Source organism: Plesiomonas sp. ISS29 (genome assembly GCF_056522795.1).
The window spans coordinates 2,966,317-2,990,774 of sequence record NZ_JAWRZQ010000001.1 but is presented as its reverse complement, the minus strand read 5'-3'; the positions used below and the strand labels follow the sequence as shown (position 1 = coordinate 2,990,774).

Annotated in this window: 18 protein-coding genes and 4 tRNA genes; 7 read left to right on the top strand and 15 right to left on the bottom strand. The window is 48.0% G+C overall.

All coding sequences use genetic code 11. The annotated features are described in order from the left end of the window. Positions 1-2: 2 nt before the first annotated feature. The 13 genes from AC1HDJ_RS13395 to rsmC form a co-directional block, all read right to left on the bottom strand. On the bottom strand, positions 3-893 hold the full coding sequence (locus AC1HDJ_RS13395) for a glucosamine kinase nucleotide-binding domain-containing protein (RefSeq protein ID WP_479536209.1): 891 nt from the start codon (positions 891-893) through the stop codon (positions 3-5). Further along, on the bottom strand, positions 886-2,604 hold the full coding sequence (locus AC1HDJ_RS13390) for a glycoside hydrolase family 9 protein (protein ID WP_479536207.1): 1,719 nt from the start codon (positions 2,602-2,604) through the stop codon (positions 886-888). The genes AC1HDJ_RS13395 and AC1HDJ_RS13390 overlap by 8 nt, the downstream gene beginning before the upstream one ends. Positions 2,605-2,613: 9 nt before the next feature. Next, a complete protein-coding gene (locus AC1HDJ_RS13385) occupies positions 2,614-3,600 on the bottom strand; it encodes an ABC transporter ATP-binding protein (RefSeq protein WP_479536206.1) in 987 nt (328 codons plus the stop codon). Between the two features lie 11 nt (positions 3,601-3,611). After that, complete coding sequence (locus tag AC1HDJ_RS13380; protein WP_479536205.1) at positions 3,612-4,604, bottom strand: ABC transporter ATP-binding protein; 993 nt, start codon at positions 4,602-4,604, stop codon at positions 3,612-3,614. Continuing rightward, on the bottom strand, positions 4,601-5,506 hold the full coding sequence (locus AC1HDJ_RS13375) for an ABC transporter permease (RefSeq protein WP_479536204.1): 906 nt from the start codon (positions 5,504-5,506) through the stop codon (positions 4,601-4,603). Before AC1HDJ_RS13375 ends, AC1HDJ_RS13380 begins: the two co-directional genes overlap by 4 nt. Before the next feature lie 2 nt (positions 5,507-5,508). Further along, positions 5,509-6,492 (bottom strand): ABC transporter permease, encoded by a 984-nt coding sequence (locus AC1HDJ_RS13370; protein WP_438622433.1) that lies wholly within the window; start codon positions 6,490-6,492, stop codon positions 5,509-5,511. 172 nt (positions 6,493-6,664) lie between these two features. Next, positions 6,665-8,341 carry an ABC transporter substrate-binding protein gene (locus AC1HDJ_RS13365; RefSeq protein ID WP_438622432.1) on the bottom strand — a complete coding sequence of 559 codons (1,677 nt, stop codon included), beginning with the start codon at positions 8,339-8,341 and terminating at the stop codon, positions 6,665-6,667. A gap of 701 nt (positions 8,342-9,042) precedes the next feature. Continuing rightward, positions 9,043-12,525: a response regulator gene (locus AC1HDJ_RS13360; RefSeq protein ID WP_479536203.1), complete on the bottom strand. Its 3,483-nt coding sequence runs from the start codon at positions 12,523-12,525 to the stop codon at positions 9,043-9,045. A gap of 297 nt (positions 12,526-12,822) precedes the next feature. Beyond that, positions 12,823-12,909, bottom strand: a tRNA-Leu gene (locus AC1HDJ_RS13355). 133 nt (positions 12,910-13,042) lie between these two features. Further along, positions 13,043-13,129: transfer RNA gene (locus AC1HDJ_RS13350), tRNA-Leu, on the bottom strand. 28 nt (positions 13,130-13,157) lie between these two features. Then, positions 13,158-13,244: transfer RNA gene (locus AC1HDJ_RS13345), tRNA-Leu, on the bottom strand. Positions 13,245-13,309: 65 nt separating this feature from the next. Continuing rightward, positions 13,310-13,396: transfer RNA gene (locus AC1HDJ_RS13340), tRNA-Leu, on the bottom strand. Between the two features lie 178 nt (positions 13,397-13,574). Continuing rightward, positions 13,575-14,618 (bottom strand): 16S rRNA (guanine(1207)-N(2))-methyltransferase RsmC, encoded by a 1,044-nt coding sequence (gene rsmC, locus AC1HDJ_RS13335; protein ID WP_479536202.1) that lies wholly within the window; start codon positions 14,616-14,618, stop codon positions 13,575-13,577. Positions 14,619-14,736: 118 nt separating this feature from the next. On the opposite strand from rsmC, the gene AC1HDJ_RS13330 reads away from it, so the two are divergent. The 3 genes from AC1HDJ_RS13330 (at position 14,737) to prfC (ending at position 17,462) form a co-directional block, all read left to right on the top strand. Next, the gene (locus AC1HDJ_RS13330; protein WP_479536201.1) at positions 14,737-15,138 is read left to right on the top strand and encodes a DNA polymerase III subunit psi; all 402 of its coding nucleotides are present in this window, start codon (positions 14,737-14,739) and stop codon (positions 15,136-15,138) included. Positions 15,139-15,183: 45 nt separating this feature from the next. Further along, positions 15,184-15,630 (top strand): ribosomal protein S18-alanine N-acetyltransferase, encoded by a 447-nt coding sequence (gene rimI, locus AC1HDJ_RS13325; protein ID WP_479536200.1) that lies wholly within the window; start codon positions 15,184-15,186, stop codon positions 15,628-15,630. A 251-nt stretch (positions 15,631-15,881) separates the two neighbouring features. Further along, complete coding sequence (gene prfC / locus AC1HDJ_RS13320) at positions 15,882-17,462, top strand: peptide chain release factor 3 (RefSeq protein WP_479536199.1); 1,581 nt, start codon at positions 15,882-15,884, stop codon at positions 17,460-17,462. Positions 17,463-17,657: 195 nt separating this feature from the next. On the opposite strand, the gene AC1HDJ_RS13315 is transcribed toward prfC, so the two are convergent. Both AC1HDJ_RS13315 and pdxH read right to left on the bottom strand, forming a co-directional pair. Beyond that, entirely contained in the window at positions 17,658-18,026 is a 369-nt protein-coding gene (locus AC1HDJ_RS13315; RefSeq protein ID WP_479536198.1) for a hypothetical protein, read from the bottom strand. A 496-nt stretch (positions 18,027-18,522) separates the two neighbouring features. Beyond that, positions 18,523-19,176, bottom strand: coding sequence for a pyridoxamine 5'-phosphate oxidase (gene pdxH, locus AC1HDJ_RS13310; RefSeq protein WP_479536197.1), 654 nt, complete (start codon positions 19,174-19,176; stop codon positions 18,523-18,525). Between the two features lie 210 nt (positions 19,177-19,386). Here pdxH and AC1HDJ_RS13305 point away from each other — a divergent pair, with 210 nt between their 5' ends. The 4 genes from AC1HDJ_RS13305 to deoA all read left to right on the top strand — a co-directional run bounded on the left by AC1HDJ_RS13305 (position 19,387) and on the right by deoA (position 24,443). Then, the gene (locus AC1HDJ_RS13305; RefSeq protein WP_479536196.1) at positions 19,387-20,265 is read left to right on the top strand and encodes a TatD family hydrolase; all 879 of its coding nucleotides are present in this window, start codon (positions 19,387-19,389) and stop codon (positions 20,263-20,265) included. Positions 20,266-20,485: 220 nt separating this feature from the next. Further along, the gene (locus AC1HDJ_RS13300) at positions 20,486-21,760 is read left to right on the top strand and encodes a NupC/NupG family nucleoside CNT transporter (protein ID WP_479536195.1); all 1,275 of its coding nucleotides are present in this window, start codon (positions 20,486-20,488) and stop codon (positions 21,758-21,760) included. A gap of 438 nt (positions 21,761-22,198) precedes the next feature. Then, positions 22,199-22,972 carry a deoxyribose-phosphate aldolase gene (gene deoC / locus AC1HDJ_RS13295; protein ID WP_479536194.1) on the top strand — a complete coding sequence of 258 codons (774 nt, stop codon included), beginning with the start codon at positions 22,199-22,201 and terminating at the stop codon, positions 22,970-22,972. Positions 22,973-23,108: 136 nt separating this feature from the next. Then, complete coding sequence (gene deoA / locus AC1HDJ_RS13290) at positions 23,109-24,443, top strand: thymidine phosphorylase (protein WP_479536193.1); 1,335 nt, start codon at positions 23,109-23,111, stop codon at positions 24,441-24,443. Positions 24,444-24,458: the final 15 nt, after the last annotated feature.

Genomic DNA, 24,458 nt, shown 5'->3' with positions numbered 1-24,458 from the left:
TCTTAGTTCGACATAACTGCCGATTGCGCTAAATGTTGCTGCGCATACAGAATTGCACCATCAATAGCATCTTGTTTTGGTGTCTGTAAGCGCGCCTGATAGCTTGATTGCAACCACGGTTGAATGTATTTACCTATGCTGCCCATCAGTGCCACGTTATCGGCCCCTTTTTTGCGCAAAGCATCGAGTAACATTTCAATATCACGGGCTGTACTGTTAAGCAGTTGATGGGCCAGATAATCACCTTGTGCGGCAAACTGGAAAATCATCGGTGAGAATGCTGCATAGTCACGCGGTCTAGCTGTTTTTGACCAGCTAACGATGCTATCAATGTCGAGATCAAACTGGCTAAAAATAGCCTCGGCCAGTGTTGAGGCTGCGGTAATTCCCTCAATCGAAAGCAGGGCTTGTTGGATACAGGCTAAACCAAGACGTGCACCACTTCCCTGATCAGAGATGGGGAACTCATGTCCGCCGAGAGTGGTTATTTGGTGGTGTTGATAAATCAAGCCACAAGAGCCTGTTCCGGCAATCAGCACTGCACCATCATTGCCACCCCAAGCACCTAAACAGGCGGCCAGAGCATCGGTAATCAGCACTTGGCGTGCGTATGAGGTTGGCAGGCGGTTAAAGATGTCTTGTGCTGATTTATGTTCTGCGCCTGCCAGCGCAAAGCAAACGTGCATACGTTGGTAGTCGCGTACAGAGAGCCCCGCTTGCTGGGTGGCATCGCCAATGGCATGCTGAACAGATTGCATTGCAATTTCAGCACCCAGCAGAATATTGGCGCTGCCGGCATGACCTTCGCCCAGTGTATTTCCCTGCTGATCACGGATCCGTGCGCGGCAACTGGTGCCGCCGCCATCTACGCCGACAAACAAAATATCAGACATGCGAAGACTCCTTAAACATTACGGTGATAGCAAAGAGATACCAGCTGGCATGAGGGATCCACTGCTCGCCCCAGCGCCAGTTTTGCATGATATCGTCAGCATAAGCGGCAGGTTTAAAATCGAGATCTGCTTCGTCATCAAACCCTGCGGTGATCCCGTTACAAATTCCACCTTTGGCGCTCGGGTAGGCATCGATATAGGTTGGGTTATTGTGGCCAACTCCCTCTAACATACAGATATCAAAAGGGTTTAATCCTAAAATCCAATCTAATGCATGGGTAGCATACTGTTTAATTGCATGCGTCAGTTGCGGGTTGCTCTCAGTATTGAGATAAGGCCGCGCGAGCATAGCCATACAACTTAATGAGCCTAAACGGGCATTTTCGCCCTGCCACCAATAGCCACTTTCATTATCATGTGGGATAAAAAAGCTGCTGCGTTTGGCGCTCTGAACCCCTTTTACATATTGGCGCGGGTAACCAAATGGGTTAAAAATTTGCTGTGTTAATGCCAGTTCGCTCTGTATTGCCTGTTTGATCACCTGTTGTAACTGAACGGTTTGAGCTGGCAATGCGCTGTGCTGTAAATGGTAAGTGAGAGCAATAACCGGCAGACCTGCATCAGACGCGTGATAAAACGGCCGTTCGCCGTGTTCGTCAGAAGACCAAAAGTGAGACTGAAGATGATCGTTTTTTTGCCGAGCTGACAAACGTTCAGCCCAATAATGGCACTCTTGTTGGATGCGTTGATCACTTGTTGCCCGGTAGAGTGCGGTTGCCGCTAGCAGTGCACAATACTCATCGATGATGTTTTCCTGCCCATCATCAAGGTAGCGGGTATTGTATTCACGCAAATGCCAGTACCCGATCAAAGCGGTACGTAGATAAGTGCCCTGGTCATATTCTCCGTGTCGTGTTTGCCGTGCCGCTTCTGCCAGTGCGGCAATCGCCATTCCACCACCTTGGCGGAAACCGGCTTGCCACTGATCTGATTTATGCCCGCCTTGTGTTGCGTAACTGCAAATGTGGCGCTGTTCCGGTTGCTTACTCCAGCGATCAAACAGTGTCATGTAGAAGTAACCTTCCGGTGCTTGCATTCTGACCAGAAAATCAGCGCCATACAGGGCTTCATCAAGCATGCGGTGATACAGGTTTTGAATTTTTAAGCGGTTATCATCGGCCACAATTTCTGCGGCACGAAACATGTTCCAGGCAACCAGAGGGATCTGTTGTGGATTCATGTGGTTAGCAAAAGAGAGGTGGCTGAGATACTTGCTAACATCACCAGAGGCATCGTACCAACCACCATGCAGATCAACGGGGGCTTTTTCAGGATGATCAAAGAAAACGGCCTGTTGATCTTGCTGATCGTAACGCCCACTGCAACGCTGGGATTTAAAATAGTTCAGCACATCAGACAGGGTATTTTGCAGGTAAAGGCCTTCACCAATCTCAAAAGTGTGTGATCTGAACGATCCCAGTGACAGGTAAAAATGCCCATTACACTGATAATCAGAGAAATTGAGGGTATAGAAATAGCGATCTTTCCACCCCTGAACTGAGCCTTGCTGTTCAATGGCGACCTGACATACCACAACATTGTCTTCAGCTCGGTGAAGACAGGCTTGCTGGCCGCGCAGACCAGACGGTGCTTGTAGCACCGCCTGTTTTGCGCCGTGCCGCTCGTAGCCGAGATGGTTTACTAGCAGCATGGACATTCCTTATGCGAAAAGGTGGCAACGGACAAAGTGGTTAGTGCCAAGTTGAGTAACTTCCGGCAACGCATCTGTACATTTTGCTGTTGCATGGGTACAGCGGGCGGCAAATGGGCAACCGATGCTGTCTGGCGTCCAGAGTGGTATTTCGCCTTTCTCACCTTCGAGTTGGGCGTGAATACTCTTGCTCGGATCAGGCACAGCAGAGATGAGCAATCGGGTATATGGGTGTTGAGGATGATGGATCACTTCTTCGGTATCACCCCATTCAACCATATGGCCGACATACATAACGGCGATATCCTCTGCCAAATAACGGGCTGTGGCGATATCGTGGGTGATGTACATCATGGCCATCTGATTTTCATGTTTCATTTCTTCGAGCAGGTTTAGAACACCGGCGCGAATGGAGACATCGAGCATGGAGGTTGGCTCATCAGCCAGAACCACATCGGCTTCGACAGCAAGGTTACGGGCGATATTGACCCGCTGACGCTGCCCACCAGAGAGCTGGTGGGGGTATTTCTCTGCAGTGGCTTTTGCCGGCACTAACCCAACTTGCTCGAGCAGTTGGTATACACGCTCACGGCACTCCTTCTCACCATGCACTTTTTTATGTAGCAGCAAAGGGCGGGCAATATGGTGGTAAATGTTGTGTGTTGGGTTTAGTGATCCAAACGGATCTTGCCATACCATTTGAATACCCGCTCGGTACTCAAGCATCTCGGAGCGTGATTTAATCTCTTTAATATCACGCCCTTTATAGGTGATTTTACCGGCTGTTTGGGTATACATTTTTGAGATGATGCGGGCTGTTGTACTTTTACCTGAACCCGATTCACCTACTACGGCCAGCGCACGGCCACGGTATAATTTAAATGACACATCATTGAGCGCCCGCATCATCGGCTTTGCCAGTGCGTGGCTATTAATCGGGAAGTCTTTGACTATCCCTTTTCCTTCAATAATTGGTAGATCGACAATATTGGTCATGGCTTAACTCCTTATCCGATAACCAGCTTCTGTTCTGCCTGCTGGGTAAACAGATGGCAGTTAGTAAAGCGCTGTGATTCAACTTCATGCAGTTTGGTGTACTCGGTAAAGCACTGCGAGGTTGCTTTCGGGCAACGAGCTTGGAAACGACAGCCCACCGGTATATCCAGCATATTGAGTGGATTTCCGGGAATTCCCGCCAGTTTGGTTTTCGGCCCAAACATTGGTGGGAATGAGCTGGCCAGCCCTTCGGTATAAGGGTGATACGGTGAAGTCAAAATGGCTTTTGATGGAGCAACTTCTGCTAACTCACCGGCGTACATGATGCCGATACGGTCAGTAAATTCGACCATTAAGCTCAAGTCATGGGTGATGAACAAAATAGAGAAGCCGAACTCTTCTTTCAGTGCATAGATCTTTTGCAGGATCTCGCGCTGAACAACCACATCGAGTGCGGTAGTAGGTTCATCCATGATGATCAATTTAGGGTTGAGTGCCAGCGCAATGGCAATGACTAAACGCTGACGCATCCCGCCTGAGAACTGATGCGGATAGTCATTGAGGCGACTTGGATGAATATCGACAATCTCCAGCAGACCTTCAGCACGGCGTACGGCCTGCTGACGGGTCATGTTGGTGTGTGCCATCAATACATCACAAAATTGCTCTTCGAGCGTAAGTACCGGATTGAGCGCATTCATGGCACTTTGGAAGACCATGCTGATATTACTCCAGCGAAATTTAGCCATTTCATTTTCGCTGAATTTTAAAATATCACGGCCATCAAACAGGATCTGGCCACCGGTGATGAATGCCGGCGGCTTATGCAGACGCATGGCAGAGAAGGCGACGGTACTTTTACCGCAACCAGACTCTCCGGCCAGACCAAAAATTTCACCCTTTTTGATGTCGAAACTGACGTTATTTACCGCACGGATATCACCAGCATCAGTGATGTAGTCGACACAAAGGTTACGGACTTCTAACTGAATATCCTGACTCATGCGGTTCCCTCCGGCTGTTGTTTTTTATTGGACAGTAATTTCCAGCGTTGCATGCCTTTGTGTGAGCGTAGTTGTGGGTTGGCAATTTCATCGACAGCAAAGTTCAGCAGAGCAAGGCCTACGACTAAAATCATCAGTGCCACACAAGGTGCGATAACTTCCCACCATGCACCCACCAAAATAGAAGATGAGGTTTGTACGTTGTAGAGCATGATGCCCCAGCTAACGACGTTTGGATCGCCTAAGCCCAGATACTCAAGTGTTGCTTCAGTCATGATGGCGTACATCACAGAGCCGATAAACGATGCACCAATGATTGACATTAGGTTAGGTAGGATCTCGACTAAAATGATCCGCCAAGAGGGTTCACCCAGTAGTTCGGCTGCTTTAACAAACTCTTTTTCCCGTAATGACATTGTTTGCGCTCTGACAACCCTTGCTCCCCACGCCCATGACGTGAGGCCGATAATGAGTGTGATGACTAGAGGGCTCGCTTGACCTATGAATGCCGCTAGCACAAACAGCAGCGGGAGTTGTGGGATAACCAACATAACGTTCATGAAAAAGGTCAGAACTTCATCAATTTTGCCACCGAAGTAACCGGCAGTAACGCCCATCGCGACAGCTAAAGTACAGACGATAATGCCGGCACCAAAACCAACCGCTAGTGAGATACGCCCGCCATGAATAACTTGGCTCATCACATCACGGCCCATACGGGTTGTGCCCATTACATGCTCTGCACTCGGTGCTTCATGTGGGCGGCCAACACGTTTATCAGGCACATGGGTGGTGACCATTGAGGCTGACAGTGCCAGTAAAATAAAGGCAACAATAATGCCTGAACCCACCAACGCCTTGGGGTTTCCGAGCAGAATTTTGACAAAACTAGGCATACGCATGATTATTTCCCTCCCTTGCGTAGACGTGGATCTAGAACGACATACAGCAAGTCAGCAATGAAGTTGAACGTCAGCATAAAGACACACATCAACAGCAGCTGGCCTTGAATTACCTGATAATCACGCGCCAGAATTGCTTTATAAAGTACGGTGCCAAGACCTGGGTAGTTAAAGACGATTTCGATAATTAACTGACCACCAATTGCTGTACCTAATGCCATCGAGAGTGCGGTAACGGTTGGCAGAATGGCGTTACGGGCCGCGTAGTTAAAGACCACTCGGTTTTGGCTCAAGCCTTTGGCTTTTGCCATGGTGATAAAGTCTTCGTTTAGTAGGTTAATCATGTTGTTACGCATGGTGATCAAAAAACCACCGACTTGAATCAGCGCAGCACAACCGACTGGCATGATGGCGTGATACAGCACATCACTGATAAATTCCCAGCTAAACGCAGGCTCTGTACCGGGGGTGAATGCATAACTGGTAGGGAACCATTGCAGACCGACACCAAAGGTAAATAGTGCCAGTAGAGCGACGACTACCGGAGGAACTGCTTGGAAGACCATCATCAGTGGGGAGGCGATGGAGTCGTAGCGGCTTCCGCGGAACCATGCCGCAAAAATACCCATCACTGAACCAATGGCAAAGGCGACGATAATAGCAGTACCGGCAAGAAACAGTGACCAGCCAAATGCGGAGGCTAAAACATCATTGACGGTAGCAGGGAAGAACTGAGTAGATATCCCTAATTGGCCACTGAAAATACTTTTGATGTACGTTAAATATTGTTGCCACATTGGGGCATCAACAAACCCGAACATTTTTTTCAGTGCTTCGATTTTTTCTGGTGTCACTTGTGCTGTTGCCGAAGCAAACATCATAGTGACGGGATCACCGGGCATAGCACGCGGCAGTGCAAAATTAATCGTCGCGGCGACCATAAATGCGACGAGATAAAAAGATAAACGTCTAATAAAAAAGCCCATAACTCACACCTTTCCTTAAGAATTTGTGTCCTTGGATTCCTTGTCAGGCACCGCTTTTTATAATTATTAGGGTAAAGAAAACCCCCTGGCTCCGTTCGGCCAGCTTGCTTGGCGGATATACAGGGGGTTGAAGATTAATGGAGGCCTGAGCCAACCCCAGGCCTCAGGTCTGTTAAGACTGTTTCGGTGTTAAAGACAGAACTTGCAGTAAACGCTCTGGGTAACCGGCCCAAATTTGTGGACGAGCAACCGGATTCTTCTCATTAAACCAGCCGTCGAAACGCTTGGTGTTGTACTGGAAGAATTCAACACCACTGTATACAGGAACGGTGATCTGTTGAGACGCAACGCGCTCTTGGATCTGGTTCATGATTTCGTGCTGCTCTTTTTTATCTGCAGTTTTGTTGAAAGAGTCCAACAGTTTGTCTAGCTGAGCATCTTTGTAGTGGTGCATGGCGAAACGGCCGAATTGTTCGCCACCTTGATACTTAGAGTTAAACGCAGTATCAAAGTATTTGAACGGTGTTGGGCCGTGGAAGTAGTTGGTGAAGGCCGCATCGTAGTCACCTTTTGCCATTTTTGTGTTCAGCACGGCAAATTCAGGTGTTGCAGATTTCGCTTTGATACCCACATCAGCGAGTTGTTCAACACCCAGCTGTACGACGTTGTTAAAGTCAGTCCAACCGTTCGGGCTGATAATGGTCAGCTCAAGTTTCTTACCGGTTGGTGTTTCAACAAAGCCATCGCCGTTAGTGTCTTTAAAGCCAGCTTTTGCCAACAACTCTTTCGCGCCTTTCACATCATGTGTCATGAATGGCTTGTATTTGTTGTGTGTACCTTCGCTTGCCCAGTTTTTGAATGCTGCACCGATACCAGATGCATAGTCGTTCACGACACCGTTACCGTATGCGGCGATATCAATGATAGCTTGGCGATCAAGTGCCATTGAGAATGCACGACGGAAATCAACGTTGTTAACGGCTTCATTGGTAGCCGCATTCGGGCTCTTGAAGTTCAGCAGGAATGCAGTAGAGCCTGCTGGGGTGTACCAATATTTATGCGTTGGTGATGCTGCTGCATAAGTACGGTCGATGTCAGGAATGAACGAAGAGGTCCAGTCCAGCTCGCTGTTAACGATTTTAGCCAGTAGCTGATCGTTGTTTGCGATTTGTGGCATACGTAGACAGTCAACTTTGACTTTGTCTTTTTCCCAGTAATTTGGGTTTTCACACTGCACGTACAGTTGTGGTGTGAAGGTGTCGATTTGGGTATACGGGCCGCTACCGACTGGATTTTCGTTAGTGAAAGTGACTGGGTCTTTCACTTTTTCCCATACGTGTTTTGCAACAACAGGGACTTTAACGATTTCGTTAGCAACCGCAGTGTTGACTTCAACCAAATCAAATTTAACTTGGTTTGTGCCTACTTTCTCGGCTTTAGAAATCCATTTGTAAATACCGACAGTATCCAGCTCTGGGTGTTTTTTCACCATATCGAATGAGAAAACAACGTCATCGGCGCTGAATGGTTGACCATCAGACCACTTAACACCATCACGGATGTCAAAGGTGACGCTCTTCAGATCAGGTGACATAGTGAAGCCTGTTGCCAAACGGAAAACAGGTTCGTTACCCTTCATTTCGTTAAATACCACTAATGGCTCGTAAATAAAGTCAGTGGTAGTACGCAGAGCTGTATTCAGGTACGGGTTGAAGTTTCTAACAAATGCAGTGAAGAAGTCTGGGACAATGGTGACCATTGATTTTTCTGCCGCAACAGTTGCAGTTGCAGAGAGGCCAGAGGTTACCGCTGCTAACAGTGCTACCGCAATTTTTGTCTTCCTAAGCATAGCTGTTCCTTACTATTTGCTTATTAGTTTTGATGCAGTGGTAAGTACAGAAGTTATCAAAAAAGTGAAACTAAACTGTCTTACTTGCTGTCGGCCATCGTTATACATCTCCTATTTCTCTCCCCGTAGTAACGATGGCATTTCCTGCTTCAGCAATCTAAGGAAACGCTTCTTTGCTAAATGCGTCAATCTGCGGTTTCGTTAATATCGTAAAACTTAGTGGTTTTTACGTTAAAAACGGCAAAAATATTGTGATGGCCGAAGTATGCCCACATCGATGTGTGATTTTAATTCCGAATTTATTACTGAAAAATGTAATTATTAATACAATTCATTTTACTTAACATATTGATTTTATAGTTATTAATTTATTTTAAATTGTAAATTAATGTAACGAATAAATGCTATTTGTTTTTTCGCTAGCGTAAAAAACTGTCAGCGTGAAATCGTGTGATTAGTATCTCAATCCCGTCATCTAGTTGTGCTCTGTGTGTTTTATCAGCCATTATTACCGGTTTATAGCGCTATTCATTGGGATAAGAGCGTAGTTTTGAAGGGGATTTAGGGCAGTAATTAGGTGAGTAATATACCGTTTAGCTGACTTGGTTTTTATTGAGTTACCAGAGTACTAAATGGCAGTAGGGTAACTATTGTGCGGACAGCCAAGTGTCGGCAGCGTGGGGTCTGCCGACAAAGGTGCGCTATTTTAATAACTGTTGCAGTTGCTGACGCAGGTTTTCAAGTATCGTTCGATTATCATTTCGTTTTTTACTGTGCTGTAAGACAAAATCAAGGGTACTTAAGACCGTACGCCAGCGCGGTGTTTTGGGCAGCGTTTCAATTTGCAAGTATTTATCTAGGGTACGTGTCTGTAGTGTGCCACGGTCAATATAGACCCGCCATAATCCGCTCTGTTCGGCCAGATCAAATTTCCCTTTCCCGCTACTCTCTTCCCAGTAAGTTAGGGTTATTTTCATTGCATTGACAATAACTTCGCGCAATTTTGCATCACGCTCTTCGCTGCCCTGTAGACGCTCGGCGAGTTCTGCAAACTCACTGCCTAAGGCGCGCAGTTGCTCAAGATCGGCCTGATTTCCGTTGTGTGCAAAGGTTGCCAAAGACTCCAGTGCATTCTCAAGAGTTTGTACGCGCTGATTGGGTAAGGTTGCCCCGTGTTTGAAAATAACCAGATAACCGAGCTCGGTACTGGCCGGTAAACGTGATAGCTGGATGGCATGTTCCCGTGGCTCACCATTAATTGTCAGGGTAATTTCGCCCTGATAAAACTCATGCGATGCGGGCAGGAGTGTCGACAGTGGTTGGTGAAGCCAATCATTGAGTGAGTGCTGTGTTAGCTCGTTATCTGGAGTGTGCAGCAGCAGTTGTGCTGCTTTGTTTGCCAGTTTGATATTGCCGTTGATATCGGTCAGCAAAATAGGCTCTATGCTGTGTTCAAGCAGGGTGAGCAGGCGTTGCTGTAGACCTTTTAAGCTACTGATCAGTGTCTGTTCTTGTTTGAGGGTTTGTTGCAGTTGCCGATTTTCTTGCTGAATTCCGGCAATTTTCTGGGTATCAAGCTGAGTATGGATACGAGCCAGCAACTCATCTTGGCAGAAGGGCTTGGTCAGGTAATCATTGGCACCGGCACTGAAACCTCGGACTATCTCTTCCGGCTGACTGAGAGCCGTTAGCATAATAATCGGCAGTTGTACGCGATCAAAGTGTTCGCGTAGCGCTTTACAGACATCATAACCGGTGATCTCTGGCATCATGACATCGAGCAATACCAGATCGGGCTCGTGCTCGAGGCAGTAGCGAATAGCGTCTTCCCCGTGGGTGACACTGCACAGGTTAAAACCTGACAAGCTAAGGTAGTTATAGAGGATCTGGATATTAATCGGTTCGTCATCAACAATCAGGATACGTGGTGCTAGCGGATCATTCACGGGGTGAGTGGTGAGCTGCGTGGGAATTATTGCGGTGTGTAGTGTAGCTGCTAAACGTACTGCAGTAATGTCTGCAGGCTCGGTCATGGTGTTTGCTGAGTTGGTTGAATCTGCCGTAGTTTCTGCATTTAGCGGCAGTTTTTCCGATAATGCTGCGTGGGACAAGGGCAGGGTAAATTGGAATGTTGAGCCTATCATGGGCTCGGTTTGTACGCTGAGTGAACCTTGCATGAGTTCGACCAATTGCCGGCTGATGCTCAGCCCAAGACCGAGGCCTGACCCGATACTTTGCCGATTTGCTTGAACCAGCGGTTCGAAAATGGCCTGAACCATCTCTGGCTGAATACCCTGCCCGGTATCACGAACCGATATGACCAGTGAGTCATCGTGTTGTTCGGCGGAGAGAATGATTTTACCTTCGCTGGTAAATTTGATGGCGTTGCCGAGCAGATTATACAAAATCTGTTCTAGCCGCTGTTCGTCAGCAATAACATGCGGGGTTTGTGCGGATATGCGGTTAATAATTTTGACCGGCTTATCTGTTAACAGATGTTGTGATAGCTCGATAACGACACTGGCGGCGGCACTGATATCAACCGGTTGTACGTGCAGTGAGAGATCGCCATAGCGCATTTTATGGTAGTCGAGCAGTTCGTTGACCAGTTTAGAGAGGCGGTGGCCGCTTTTGGCTATCATGGCTAGTTGATGCTCTTGCTGTGGCGTGAGTACGCCAACAGCACCGGCCAGCATAGATTCTGCAATACCCAGCATGCCGTGCAAAGGGGTGCGAAGCTCATGTGAGGTATTGGCCAGAAACTCATCTTTGAGTTTATCGGCAGCCTGCAGTTCGGTGTTTTGAATTTCAATGACCGCCACTTTTTGGGCTAATTCATCATTTTGCGCTTTAATCAAGTCGAGCTGATCGCGGATAGAGGCCTGCATAAAGGCAAAGCTTTTGGCCAGACTGCCGAGCTCGTCATCACGATTTTGCCCGGCAATTGGGTGGTCAAGATTGCCATCGGAAACCTCTTTGGCGGCATCCATTAACTGTTTAATTGGGGCGGTAATTGAGTTCGATAACCAGTGAGAGACCAAAATAACAGCTGCGAGGGTAAGCATCATAATGGCTAAAAAGAGCTTTTTGGCCGACTCTATCCGTGCAAATGCCTCTTCCGCTTTGGTCTCGGTAATCAGCCCCCATGATTGTTCGAAGACTGAGAGTGGCGTAAAGGCGGCGATCACCGGTGCGCCGTTAATAGATGTGCTGTTGCCATTACCGGTTTTTCCCGCAGTAACCTGTTGAATTAATGGGCTGGTTAACGGCTGAGGTTGTGCTGTTTGCTGGGCATACATCGGCGTGACGCCTCGGGCGATATTATCGTGCCCGACTAGAATAATAGAGCTGGTTTTACCGAGCAGTTGAGCATCACTTAAGATGCTGTTTAATTTACGTTTTGTTAACTGGAAGATGAAAATAGAGTGTAAATAGCCATTTTGCTCAACCGGTGCGGCAAGGTAGGCCACATGCTCTTTGCTGATAGGGTCTACGGCAAAATCGATAAATATCAGCGGTGTTTTTTTCACTTTACTGGCTTGGGCAGTGTGTTGTTCAGTGGCTAAAAGAGTCCGCTTAAAGGCATCGGATAACGCGCTGTTTTTCCACGGGCCTTGCAGTAAGTTGGTGCCAAAGTTACGGTTTTTCATCACCGAATAGACAATATCGCCCTGTGTATTGGCAATTAAAATATCTGAAAAATCAGAAAAACGCAGTTTTTCGACAAATGAAGGGTGAAAGCGGCTGTGCAGTAACCGATAGCGCTCACTGCCGACATATGCCCCATACCCTTGTGGGGTTTCAGCACTCAGTAGGGCGCTCGGTTTATCGCCGCTGCCGGGAATGTAACGATTTTGAGCATTAATTCTGGCTTGTTCATCATTATCACCGAGCATTTGAAAGGCATTTACGAGGCCATAGAAACGCCCTCCGGCTGCCGAGGCAAGCTCGGTATTTACAAAACCGAGAACTTGCTCTTCAAGGGAGTGAAAGTAATCATTTAATTGGTTTTTTTTAATATCACGAACGGCAACGAGGTAGTTATTGGTCTGTTCGGTCAGATCAGTGGCATGCACTTTTAATAAAAACCATGCCGTAAGGCTAAATGGGATCGTACCGATGAGCAAAAATGCCAACATCAGCTTAGGCTGTAGTTTTTTATAAAAGAGGGATTTTAATGCCATTGCTCGTTAAATTATCTCGTATCCGGAAAAATAGGGATGTGCTGTTTTAACGTGAATGACAAGATGTCTGCAATCAAAGAGGCCAAATAGTGTGCTTCTCTGCGCAAAAATTGTGAATAAAGAGCATGAAAAGTGCAGTTATACTGTGTATATAATTTGACGGTTTTTACGGGAGTGTTAATGCGTAGGTAGAGAGGCAATAGGCTATTTGGCTGGATGTGTAGAGGTAAATAAGACACTGAAATGATTAGTTTGCTGAAATTTAGGCACAAAAAAACGGCTCTCGCCGTTAATTGTTGGTGCGAAGAGAGGGACTTGAACCCTCACGTCCGTTAGGACACTAACACCTGAAGCTAGCGCGTCTACCGATTCCGCCACCTTCGCACTGGTATGTTGCTTGGTCTTGCTTGTTACTTTTGCACAATCTATTTATCTATCTATCTATACACAGATTGCCGTCTATACACAGATTGCCGTTCCATTTATTGAACGGTATTGATTGCACAATTCTGATGTGTGGTGCGAAGAGAGGGACTTGAACCCTCACGTCCGTTAAGACACTAACACCTGAAGCTAGCGCGTCTACCGATTCCGCCACCTTCGCATATATCATCAGAAATTTGTCAGGAATTTGGTGCGAAAAGAGGGACTTGAACCCTCACGTCCGTTAGGACACTAACACCTGAAGCTAGCGCGTCTACCGATTCCGCCACCTTCGCATTGCATTTTCACTGACTGTCAAAGCTGTAAACCGAGCGAGTATCGATAACCGAATAACAAGATGTGGTGCGAAGAGAGGGACTTGAACCCTCACGTCCGTTAAGACACTAACACCTGAAGCTAGCGCGTCTACCGATTCCGCCACCTTCGCATACTGCATGTTAATTCTGCTATCGCGTTATTATCACTGCGATTTTGTTGCTTTGCCGAGTTGAACTTTATCTGTAAATCAGATCAACTACGGGGGCGCATTTTTAGCGATTTCCCCCGTTGCGTCAATCATTAATTATTAAAACAGACAAATAAAGCCACGTTTGCTGGAAAATACATCACTTTCCACGTTTGGTCTGTTTTACCGCACGGTAAACTTTGAACTTACCGGTTTGGGCAATAACTTGATGGCTGCCAAATACGCTATCGAGCAAATCAGGGTAGGGTAAAAATGCGTTGGCAACGATCCGTAACTCTCCACCTTCACGCAAATATTGTGGTGCTTGCTTGATCAGTGTTTCGGTGGCGAGATACGAGGTGCTCAAGCCATCGTGGAACGGTGGATTTGAGATAATCAGATCAAACAGTGGCTGTGCACCTTGAGTTTGCGTGCTAAACGCAGAGAAAACATCGCTGGCAACGACAGTGGCGCTGATTTGGTTTTTTTCTGCCGTGATGCGTGCGGATTCCAATGCCATAGCGTTGATATCACTAAATGTCAGTGTGATATCAGGATTGTTACGCGCCAATTGTGTACCAATGACACCGGCACCGCAGCCGAGATCAAGCACATTCCCGCTGACTGGAGTTGTGACGGACGACAATAAAATACGCGAGCCGACATCGAGTTCATTGCTGCTAAAGACACCGGCAAGGGCGTGGATTTGCAGATCGTTGAGGGTATAGGTGTGCCACCAATCCGCCAGTGAATAGTGGGCTTGTTGTTGCAAAGTGAAGTGGTATAAACCACAGCGACGGGCAGAGTCAATTTTATGTACCGCACCAAACGGGGCGAGCAGTGTTTCTGCCGAGCGAACACCGCTACGGTTTTCACCAATTACGAAAATATCAATACCAATGGGCAGTACGCTGAGCAGTTGTGTCATCTGCATCAGGGCTTCTTGTTTGGTTTTTGGCCAGTAGTAGATCAGGGTATCAATACCACGCAGTTGCTCTGAATCCAACGTCAGACCAAAGGTTGCTGCTTGACCCAGTTTCGGTTGTAACGTCAGCCAGCGGCCAAAGTGTGCGGTGTGCACTTGCACGTGTGCTGCACTGATTTGCAAAGGGTATTCATCTTGCAGATCTCCGGCAAACAGAATGTGGCGAGATGAAAACTCATCTTCGTGGCGTAGCAAAACTTCACTGGCAGGGCACAGCATGGCGTTTTCTCAATGTTATAAGATAAAAAGCGATTATAAAGGATCTTCACGTGGCTGTGACTGCTTCTGTCGGTCTGATACCATATTATTACTGCGATTGGGTGTGTAAGAGGGCGGTATGAGCGAAAGACGCGACTGGATCTTACAACAGATCGGGATCACGCAGTGGCAATTGAGTCAGCCGGCGGCATTGCAAGGTGATGCTGCCGTGCGTGTTGATACGCAGATTCAACTGATTGTAGTGGCTACCGTGCTACCGACGGGCAAAGTGTTTGAAGATGTACTGCGGACGCTGCAGGTTGCCCCTGAGCAGGTTTGCCATGTACGGCCTGAACAGTATGATTTTGTGCATGTAGAGCATGCATGCTGGCTGTGGCTGATGGGCTGTGAAGGTGTGCCGTTGAGTGGCTGTCGGCAGTTGTACTCAGCGGAGTTGTCTGCACTGATGACCAGCGATGTGGCGAAAAAGCAGCTATGGCAGCAGATTGTGGGCTATGAGCGTCAATCGGCTTCTGCGTAAGTCTGGCTATCAGGCATAAATAATGACCCGTAACGGATAAACCAAATGAGTGTTCAGATTACCACGTTAGAGGCCGATGAGTGGCCGCAGGCCTATACTATTGAAGTGGCGGCACATGCGTTTCCGTGGAGTGAAAAGACGTTCCAAGATAATTTTGGCGAGCGTTATGTCAATGTGAAGTTGGTAAAAGATGGCCAGCTGGTGGGTTTTGCCATCACGCAGGTTATTTTGGATGAAGCTACGCTGTTTAATATTGCGATAGCCCCACAGTGGCAAGGCCAAGGATTGGGTTTGCAGCTATTGCGCCATTTGGGGGAATCATTAGCGACTCAGGATGTGGTGACATTGTGGTTGGAAGTTCGCGAGTCAAATCTGCGCGCTCGTGCGTTGTATGAGCGAGAAGGCTTTAATGAGGTGACTATTCGTCGTAATTACTACCCGTGTGCGCAGGGCCGTGAAAATGCGGTGATTATGGCATTGCCATTAGGCTGACGGCGCACAGCTTTTCGGCTATAATTTCGCCCTTCTGAGCGTTTGGTGTGTTGCGTTGTTAAAGTGAAACGCCTCTGCGCTATTTCTGATGCGCTGTCTCTGAACTGAATCTCTATGCGGATATATGCGTCATGGCTGTGTGTGAAGATCACCACACAGCGGTGAGGCTGTTTATTGCCTATATAGAAAGGGTGCAGCAAGAGATAACGGCTTTGTATCCCTTAAATTGATCACAGGATTTGCCAAGTTTTATGTCATATCTAGAGGAAGTGGCGACTCGCCGCACGTTTGCAATTATCTCTCACCCGGATGCCGGTAAAACAACCATCACTGAAAAAGTGCTGTTATTCGGGCAGGCGATTCAAACTGCCGGTACGGTGAAAGGGCGCGGTTCAAACCAGCATGCAAAATCTGACTGGATGGAGATGGAGAAGCAGCGCGGGATCTCAATTACCACGTCGGTGATGCAGTTTCCGTATAAAGAGATGCTGGTAAACTTGCTTGATACTCCAGGGCATGAGGATTTCTCTGAAGATACCTACCGTACTTTGACCGCAGTAGACTGCTGCCTGATGGTGATTGATGCGGCAAAGGGTGTTGAAGATCGTACCCGTAAGCTGATGGAAGTGACCCGTCTGCGTGATACCCCGATCCTCACGTTTATGAACAAACTTGACCGTGATATTCGTGATCCACTTGAGCTGCTTGATGAAGTTGAGAGCGAGCTGAAGATCGCCTGTGCGCCGATTACCTGGCCGATTGGCTGCGGTAAGTTATTTAAGGGTGTGTATCACCTGTATAAAGATGAAGCGTATCTGTATCAAACCGGTATGGGCCATACGATTCAGGAAGTGCGCATTATCAAAGGGTTGCACACGGCAGAGCTTGATAATGCAGTCGGCGAAGATTTGGCGGCACAACTGCGTGAAGAGTTAGAGCTGGTGCAGGGTGCGTCGAATGAGTTTGATCAACAGGCATTTTTAGATGGCAGCTTAACGCCGGTATTTTTTGGTACAGCACTGGGTAACTTTGGTGTTGATCATATGCTCGACGGTTTGGTTGAGTGGGCACCAACACCAATGCCGCGTAAAACAGACAGCCGTGAAGTGGCTGCTACAGAAGAGAAATTCACCGGTTTTGTGTTTAAGATCCAGGCGAATATGGATCCGAAGCACCGTGACCGTGTGGCCTTTATGCGTATTGTTTCTGGTAAATATGAAAAAGGCATGAAGCTGCGCCATGTGCGTCTGGGCAAAGAGGTGGTGATCTCTGATGCGTTGACCTTTATGGCCGGTGATCGTGAGCATGCAGAAGTGGCGTATGCGGGCGATATTATCGGTCTGCATAACCATGGCACGATTCAGATTGGTGATACGTTTACACAGGGTGAGGATATGCGTTTTAGCGGTATCCCTAACTTTGCGCCTGAGCTGTTCCGCCGCATTCGTCTGCGTGATCCGTTGAAGCAAAAGCAGCTGCTCAAAGGGTTGGTTCAGTTGTCTGAAGAGGGTGCGGTACAGGTATTCCGCCCACTGATTAGTAATGATCTGATTGTGGGTGCGGTAGGAGTGTTGCAGTTTGATGTGGTGGTTGCTCGCCTGAAATCAGAGTACAACGTTGATGCCTTGTATGAGTCGGTTAACGTATCAACTGCTCGTTGGGTTGAGTGTGCTGATGTGAAGAAGTTTGATGAATTCCAGCGTAAGAATGAAGTCAATCTGGCACTCGATGGCGGTGATAACTTGACCTATATTGCGCCGACGATGGTCAATTTGAACTTGAGCCAAGAGCGCTACCCTGATGTGCAGTTCCGCAAAACGCGTGAGCATTAATTTACGCATGTTTGTATATTTATTGTGGTTTATGCTCAGAAGTACTGATTTTTCATATGCCCAATAATGAAAAAGCGCCGAAAGGCGCTTTTTTTATGGTTGATCTTTATGGCGGTACGGGATTTTATCGTTAACAGATAATAACCGGCCGATAAATCGGTTGTTTTCTCGGTTTAACAGAGAACGTGTTGCTGTCTAGCGGGCAGAGTAGTGGTGCTGGCGACCGGTTTCGGTGTCGTAAAGACCGATGTTGCGCCCGTTAATGCTGCCATGGAAATACTTTCCGGTATGGAAGTCATAACCCTTAAATCGATTACCACTGAGTTCAAGCTGCACTTTGGCGTGGGTTTGTGCATCATAAAAATCGAGTTTACCTGCCCGACTGTTATGGGTCTGAAAACCACTGTGGCTATTCAGATCATAACCGCTGATGCGCCCTTCACTGATTTTTACCTGGGTGTTTTTGTAGCGGCCCGCTTGATAATCATAGACAGATAACACCCGTTTATTACACGCTGACGCACCGATAATGGCCGCGACACGTGCTCGGGTTGACTCTTGCATGACTTACTCCTTGATTACCTAATAAACGATTAAATACGCGGGAAGGTGTGCGTGAGCTAACGTGTGGTATGGATATTCCACGCATTTCACATGCAGACACCGTTATCTGATATTTCACATTGTAAGGAAAGTTGTCAACCGCTTAATGTATGAACATCTGTCACTGATCACACTTTTGGCTTTAATCACTAAATATGTAGCTTAGTGTGATTATTTATTCTTATTTTCAGCCGCGGGTTAAGTATAAGCGGTGGTAATAAAAAACCGTGAATGCAGGTTATGCCGATTCAGTTTTATGTATATATGCAATCTAAGCATAGATAGAGTGTGAGGCATTACGCGATAGGGTATAGACAGGATATATGTGAAGCAGTTGGGTTGGGAAAGCCGTTCTCATCTTGCAAAAAAGAGGCTCTTTTCTTTGCTTTTGCTGGTTGAAAAACAACAGAGCAGAGCCTTGTTACTACAATACAGTGCCGGTGATACAGGGCCGGTTTTACGGGTTAAGACGCTGCGGTTGCCATGTACCCTGATGCTGTTCAAAGCGGATACGGTCGTGCAGCCGGCTGGCTTTACCCTGCCATAATTCAATGGCATGCGGGCGAACTAAAAAACCGCCCCAGTAAGGTGGCAGCGGGATTTCACCGTTGGCAAATTTTTGGGCAAATTCAGCTTCCCGTGCTTCAAGCTCTTGGCGGTTAGTCAGCGGCTGGGATTGGTGGGATGCCCACGCACCGATTTGGCTGCCGCGTGCCCGGCTGTGAAAATAGGCATTGGAGGTTTCGGTGCTGACGCGCTCGACTGTGCCTTCAATGCGCACCTGACGTTGCAGAATATTCCAGTGAAAGACCAAGGCAACTTTTGGGTTTTGCTCAAGCTCATGGCCTTTGCGGCTGTCATAGTTGGTGTAAAAAGTGATGCCCTGCTCGGTGAAATCTTTCATCAGAACGATGCGTGCAGAGGGCTGGCCTGAGGCATCTACGGTCGCGAGTGTCATTGATTCGGGTAAAATAATGCCGGCTTCTTTGGCATCGTTATACCATTTGTGAAACAGGTTGATAGGGTTATCTTGCTCTTTGGGGGAGTGCTCGGGTAGCGCGACACCCTGACCCATTGTCAGCGCGCAGCGTACTTTATTGATGATTGACATGATAGGCGATCCTTTCGTCATATAAATCGGCTGTTGACAGAGTAAAGCAGGCGGCCAAAACCACCAAGAGAAAGGGATGAGAAAAGTGGTTAAAAAAAGTGATCGGTGGCGCTTAGGTTAACGCGTTGTGAGCGATTAAGTCAGTATGCGCTATTCAGTATAGAGACCCGCAGCAAGGCAACAGGTTAGTTGATGGTGGAGAGCAATATCATGATAAATAACATTACCCTGCTTAATCAGCATAGTCCGCATCAACACAGTGCGCATCAATACAGTCCCCGTTTTTTTGATACGCATTGCCACTTTGATGCCGCGCCTTTTGCGGTTGATACGGTGGCGGCATGGCAATCGGCGCAGGCGGCGGGTGTCAGTAAAATAGTGGTGCCGAGTACCGGACCTGACAATTTTTCTGCGGTGTTGGCACTGACGCGAAATTTGCATATTTATGCAGCGCTGGGTATTCATCCGCATACGCGGGTATCAAATCTTGATACGGCATTGGCGCAGTTACAGCAGTTATTACAGCAACAATCGCTGTTGGCGGCAGAGTTGCCGATTCCACGCAAGGTGGTGGCATTAGGAGAGATTGGTTTGGATGCGGTGGTGCTGAATCAGGATATGGATGCGCAGTATCTGCTTTTACGCCAGCAGTTGCAGTTGGCAAAGCAGTTTGAATTGCCGGTCATTTTGCATTCACGGCAAACCCATGATTTGTTGCTGCGTGAGCTGCGTCAGAATCCGGTTGAGCGTGCTGGTGTGTTGCATGCGTTTTCCGGTTCGCGTGAGCAGGCACAAGCTTTTGTAAGGCTCGGTTATGCTATTGGTGTCGGCGGAGTGATTACTTACCCACGAGCCAATAAAACCCGTTCAGCAATAGCTGCATTACCGTTATCGGCCCTCGTGCTGGAAACGGATGCACCTTATATGCCGGTGAATGGTCGGCAGGGTGAACCTAATCGTCCTGAATACTTAACCTATATTTTTACTGCCTTGTGTGGGTTACGCTCAGAAAGCCCGCAAGAAATAGCAGAAACTGTGTATAAAAACAGCGAAAAATTGTTTGAAATCACAGTGAGCGCAAGCGATTAACCGCGCGTCAGCACTGGAACGCGCAAGATTAAGTGTGATCGAGATCTAGTGTTTATGATAATTGTTTCTCGAAGACCATAACTTTTGTGATGAGAGTAAAGAAAGATGACCCTCCCGTATGTATAATGTGCCCCGTTTTCAAGGTGGTTTACACTTTTTATTCACCTGAAGTATTTCGATACGATTATTTGCAGCGTCCAGACCATAGGGATCTCCTTCCATGCAATTGATTATGAGCCTCGTCGGTATGGCGGTATTGATTGGAATCGCAGTTCTGCTTTCCAGCAACCGTAAAGCCATTAAATTACGTACAGTCGGTGGCGCTTTTGCTATCCAAGTCTGTATTGGTGCGTTTGTTCTGTATGTTCCGGCCGGCCGTACCGTTCTGCTGGGTATGTCTGAAGCCGTTGCGAATGTGATTGCTTATGGTAATGAGGGGATCAACTTCCTGTTCGGTGGTTTAACCTCTGACAAGATGTTTGAAGTTTTTGGCGGCGGCGGTTTTGTTTTTGCGCTGCGTGTTCTGCCAGTTATCGTTTTCTTCTCTTCACTGATTGCGGTGCTGTACTACTTAGGCATCATGCAGTGGGTGATTAAGATCCTCGGTGGTGGTTTGCAAAAAGCGCTGGGTACATCACGTACTGAATCACTCTCTGCAACAGCAAACATCTTTGTTGGCCAGACAGAAGCTCCGCTGGTGGTTCGCCCGTATATCAGCACGATGACCAAATCTGAGCTGTTTGCTGTGATGTGTGGTGGTCTGGCATCAGTGGCAGGTTCAGTGCTGGCTGGTTACGCCTCTATGGGTGTACCGCTTGAGTATCTGATTGCGGCATCTTTCATGGCAGCTCCAGGTGGCCTGCTGTTTGCAAAGCTGATTGTGCCGGAAACCGAGCAAGAGCGTGATACTAACGAAATTGATACTGCCAACAGCGAAGACAAACCAGCCAACGTGATTGATGCGGCGGCTGCCGGTGCGGCATCGGGTATGCAACTGGCGCTGAACGTAGGTGCGATGCTGCTGGCCTTTATCGGTCTGATTGCGCTGATTAACGGTATTTTTGCCGGAGTGGGTGGGTGGTTCGGTTATCCACAACTGTCACTGGAGCTGATTCTGGGTTACCTGTTCTCACCTCTGGCTTTCGTTATCGGTGTGCCTTGGTCTGAAGCAACGGTTGCTGGTTCATTCATCGGTCAAAAAGTGATCGTGAACGAGTTTGTGGCTTACCTGAATTTTGCCCCATACTTGAAGCCGGATGCTGAAGTGGCGGCTGCCGGTCTGCAAGTGCTGTCAGTACAGACCAAAGCGATTATCTCGTTTGCCCTGTGTGGTTTTGCTAACCTCTCTTCCGTGGCAATTTTGCTGGGTGGATTGGGCAGCATGGCGCCAAGCCGTCGTCACGATATCGCACGTTTAGGTCTGCTGGCTGTTGTAGCCGGTACATTGTCAAACCTGATGAGTGCAACGATTGCTGGTTTTTTCCTGGCACTGTAAGCGCACTGACTGCCTGTATTGAATCGCGTGTTTAATACAGGCAATACAGGGTTGATTTGTAAAATAACGCCACCGTTTATCCGGTGGCGTTATTTTTTTTGGAAAAAAATGACATGACGTAATCGATTACGGAACGATATTTTGTGAATCGGCTCATGTTATAATTTCTTCTCATTGCAACCCTGTTAGCAGTGTTGTGAAATTGGTGGGTAAGTACGTGCAAACCGCTGGAACCTAACACCTGAAGGATTATCAGGTGGGTGCGGTGAAAGGGATATCAATTGATGCAGTGCTGCGGTACTTCGCTTTCCTTTATAAAGTTGAATACAGCATGCCGCACAAGTCTTCAGGGAACCAAGTCCGCTCGCCAACGCTCGCAGTGATCGAAAAAAGTTCGATACCCAAAATGTTGAGTGATTTGTAGAGTTGGAGAGTTATATGACTGAGAACAAAATGTCTGCATTACGTGCACTGAGCTTGATGGATCTGACCACGCTAAATGACAATGATACCGATGAAAAAGTCATTGCGCTGTGTCAGCAGGCTAACAGCCCAGCCGGCCAAACAGCGGCGGTCTGTATTTATCCGCGTTTTATTCCTATCGCCCGTAAAACCTTGCGCGAGCAAGGCACACCAGAAATCAGTATTGCTACAGTAACCAACTTTCCGCACGGTAATGATGACATTGCCATTGCGGTGGCCGAAACACGCGCTGCGGTGGCATATGGTGCTGATGAAGTAGATGTGGTTTTTCCGTATCGCGCGCTGATGGCCGGTAATGCACAAGTTGGTTTTGATCTGGTGAAGGCGTGTAAAGATGCCTGTGGCGCACATGTGCTGCTAAAAGTGATTATTGAAACCGGTGAACTAAAAGAGGAGGCACTGATTCGTCAGGCTTCTGAAATTGCTATTGATGCTGGCGCTGATTTTATTAAAACCTCGACCGGTAAAGTGCCTGTCAATGCCACGCTAGATTTTGCCCGCATTATGATGGAAGTGATCCGTGATAAGCAAGTTGCTGACCGCGTTGGTTTTAAACCGGCTGGTGGTGTGCGTACCGCAGAAGACGCTGCGCAGTATCTGGCTTTAGCGGCTGAGATTCTGGGTGATACGTGGGCAGATAAACGCCATTTCCGCTTTGGGGCATCAAGCCTGTTGGCTAGCTTGCTCAACACGCTGGGCCACGATGCCACCAGCAACAGCCAGTACTGATTCACCGTTGTTTACTGCTGTAACCCGTTTGATCTCTTGTCTGTGTGTTTTTTCAGCTTGCCAAGAGTGTGTTAACGCGTTGGGGTGATGTTGTCGAGCGAGGCGGTCTGTTACCGCCAATCTTTGGGAGTGAACCATGTTCCTGCCGCAAGAAATTATCCGCAAAAAGCGTGATGGCATTGCGCTGAGCAGTGCAGAGATTCGTTTTTTTATTCAGGGTGTTGCCAATAACAGCATCACAGAAGGGCAAATAGCCGCTCTGGCCATGGCTATCTATTTTAATGATATGACCATGGATGAGCGGGTGGCGCTCACCATGGCGATGCGCGATTCCGGTATGGTGTTACAGTGGGCTGATCTGCACCTTAACGGCCCGATTGTGGATAAACACTCGACCGGCGGTGTCGGCGATGTGACTTCACTTATGCTTGGCCCGATGATTGCCGCGTGCGGTGGGTATGTGCCGATGATCTCGGGGCGCGGGCTTGGGCATACCGGTGGAACGCTCGATAAACTCGAAGCGATTCCCGGCTATGACATTCACCCTGATAATGCGCGTTTTCGCCGAATTACCCGTGATGTTGGTGTAGCAATTATTGGGCAAACGGGTGATCTTGCGCCGGCCGATAAGCGCTTTTATGCCACGCGCGATATTACCGCTACGGTTGACTCGATTCCGCTGATTACTGCCTCGATTTTATCAAAAAAACTGGCGGCCGGTTTAGATGCATTAGTGATGGATGTTAAAGTGGGCTCGGGTGCGTTTATGCCAACGTATGAGGCTTCCGAGGCACTGGCGCAATCTATTGTCGGTGTGGCCAACGGTGCTGGGTGTAAAACGACTGCGCTGCTGACTGACATGAACCAAGTGCTGGCGTCGAGTGCAGGCAATGCGGTGGAGGTGCGTGAGGCGGTTGAGTTTTTGACCGGCCGTTACCGTAACCCGCGTTTGTATGCGGTGACGATGGCGCTGTGTTCAGAGATGTTGCAGGTTTCCGGCTTAGCCGCTGATGATGCCGAGGCACAGTCAAAACTCAATGCAGTGCTGGATAAAGGCAAAGCGGCCGAAGTATTTGGCCGGATGATCGCCGAGCTTGGCGGGCCGATTGATTTTATCGAACGCTACAATACTTATTTACCACAGGCTTCCATTATCAAACCGGTTTATGCTTTAAATAACGGTTTTATCGCTGCGATGGATACCCGAGCATTGGGTATGGCAGTAGTGGGTATGGGTGGAGGCCGCCGCAGTGCAGCGGATCTGATTGATTACAGCGTCGGGGTGACCGACGTGTTGCGCCTTGGAGATGCAGTAGACTCATCTCGCCCGCTGGCAATGATCCATGCACGAACAGAATCAGACTGGCAGAGTGCGGCACAAGCCGTACAGACTGCAATCCATATTGAACGCGACGCGCCGGCAGCCACGCCGACCGTGTATCGCCGCGTTCGCGTAGACTCTCTTATCTAAACAGAGGCCAGAATA

Excerpts from the sequence above, each read along its gene's own strand:
- rimI (WP_479536200.1), top strand. The coding sequence starts at position 15,184 with ATGAGTGTTCAGATTACCACGTTAGAGGCCGATGAGTGGCCGCAGGCC.
- pdxH (WP_479536197.1), bottom strand. The coding sequence starts at position 19,176 with ATGTCAATCATCAATAAAGTACGCTGCGCGCTGACAATGGGTCAGGGT.
- rsmC (WP_479536202.1), bottom strand. The coding sequence starts at position 14,618 with ATGCTGTGCCCTGCCAGTGAAGTTTTGCTACGCCACGAAGATGAGTTT.
- AC1HDJ_RS13360 (WP_479536203.1), bottom strand. The coding sequence starts at position 12,525 with ATGGCATTAAAATCCCTCTTTTATAAAAAACTACAGCCTAAGCTGATG.
- AC1HDJ_RS13365 (WP_438622432.1), bottom strand. The coding sequence starts at position 8,341 with ATGCTTAGGAAGACAAAAATTGCGGTAGCACTGTTAGCAGCGGTAACC.
- AC1HDJ_RS13300 (WP_479536195.1), top strand. The coding sequence starts at position 20,486 with ATGCAATTGATTATGAGCCTCGTCGGTATGGCGGTATTGATTGGAATC.
- AC1HDJ_RS13375 (WP_479536204.1), bottom strand. The coding sequence starts at position 5,506 with ATGCGTATGCCTAGTTTTGTCAAAATTCTGCTCGGAAACCCCAAGGCG.
- AC1HDJ_RS13315 (WP_479536198.1), bottom strand. The coding sequence starts at position 18,026 with ATGCAAGAGTCAACCCGAGCACGTGTCGCGGCCATTATCGGTGCGTCA.
- AC1HDJ_RS13395 (WP_479536209.1), bottom strand. The coding sequence starts at position 893 with ATGTCTGATATTTTGTTTGTCGGCGTAGATGGCGGCGGCACCAGTTGC.
- AC1HDJ_RS13380 (WP_479536205.1), bottom strand. The coding sequence starts at position 4,604 with ATGAGTCAGGATATTCAGTTAGAAGTCCGTAACCTTTGTGTCGACTAC.
- AC1HDJ_RS13330 (WP_479536201.1), top strand. The coding sequence starts at position 14,737 with ATGAGCGAAAGACGCGACTGGATCTTACAACAGATCGGGATCACGCAG.
- AC1HDJ_RS13305 (WP_479536196.1), top strand. The coding sequence starts at position 19,387 with ATGATAAATAACATTACCCTGCTTAATCAGCATAGTCCGCATCAACAC.
- AC1HDJ_RS13390 (WP_479536207.1), bottom strand. The coding sequence starts at position 2,604 with ATGCTGCTAGTAAACCATCTCGGCTACGAGCGGCACGGCGCAAAACAG.
- prfC (WP_479536199.1), top strand. The coding sequence starts at position 15,882 with ATGTCATATCTAGAGGAAGTGGCGACTCGCCGCACGTTTGCAATTATC.
- AC1HDJ_RS13370 (WP_438622433.1), bottom strand. The coding sequence starts at position 6,492 with ATGGGCTTTTTTATTAGACGTTTATCTTTTTATCTCGTCGCATTTATG.
- deoC (WP_479536194.1), top strand. The coding sequence starts at position 22,199 with ATGACTGAGAACAAAATGTCTGCATTACGTGCACTGAGCTTGATGGAT.
- AC1HDJ_RS13385 (WP_479536206.1), bottom strand. The coding sequence starts at position 3,600 with ATGACCAATATTGTCGATCTACCAATTATTGAAGGAAAAGGGATAGTC.
- deoA (WP_479536193.1), top strand. The coding sequence starts at position 23,109 with ATGTTCCTGCCGCAAGAAATTATCCGCAAAAAGCGTGATGGCATTGCG.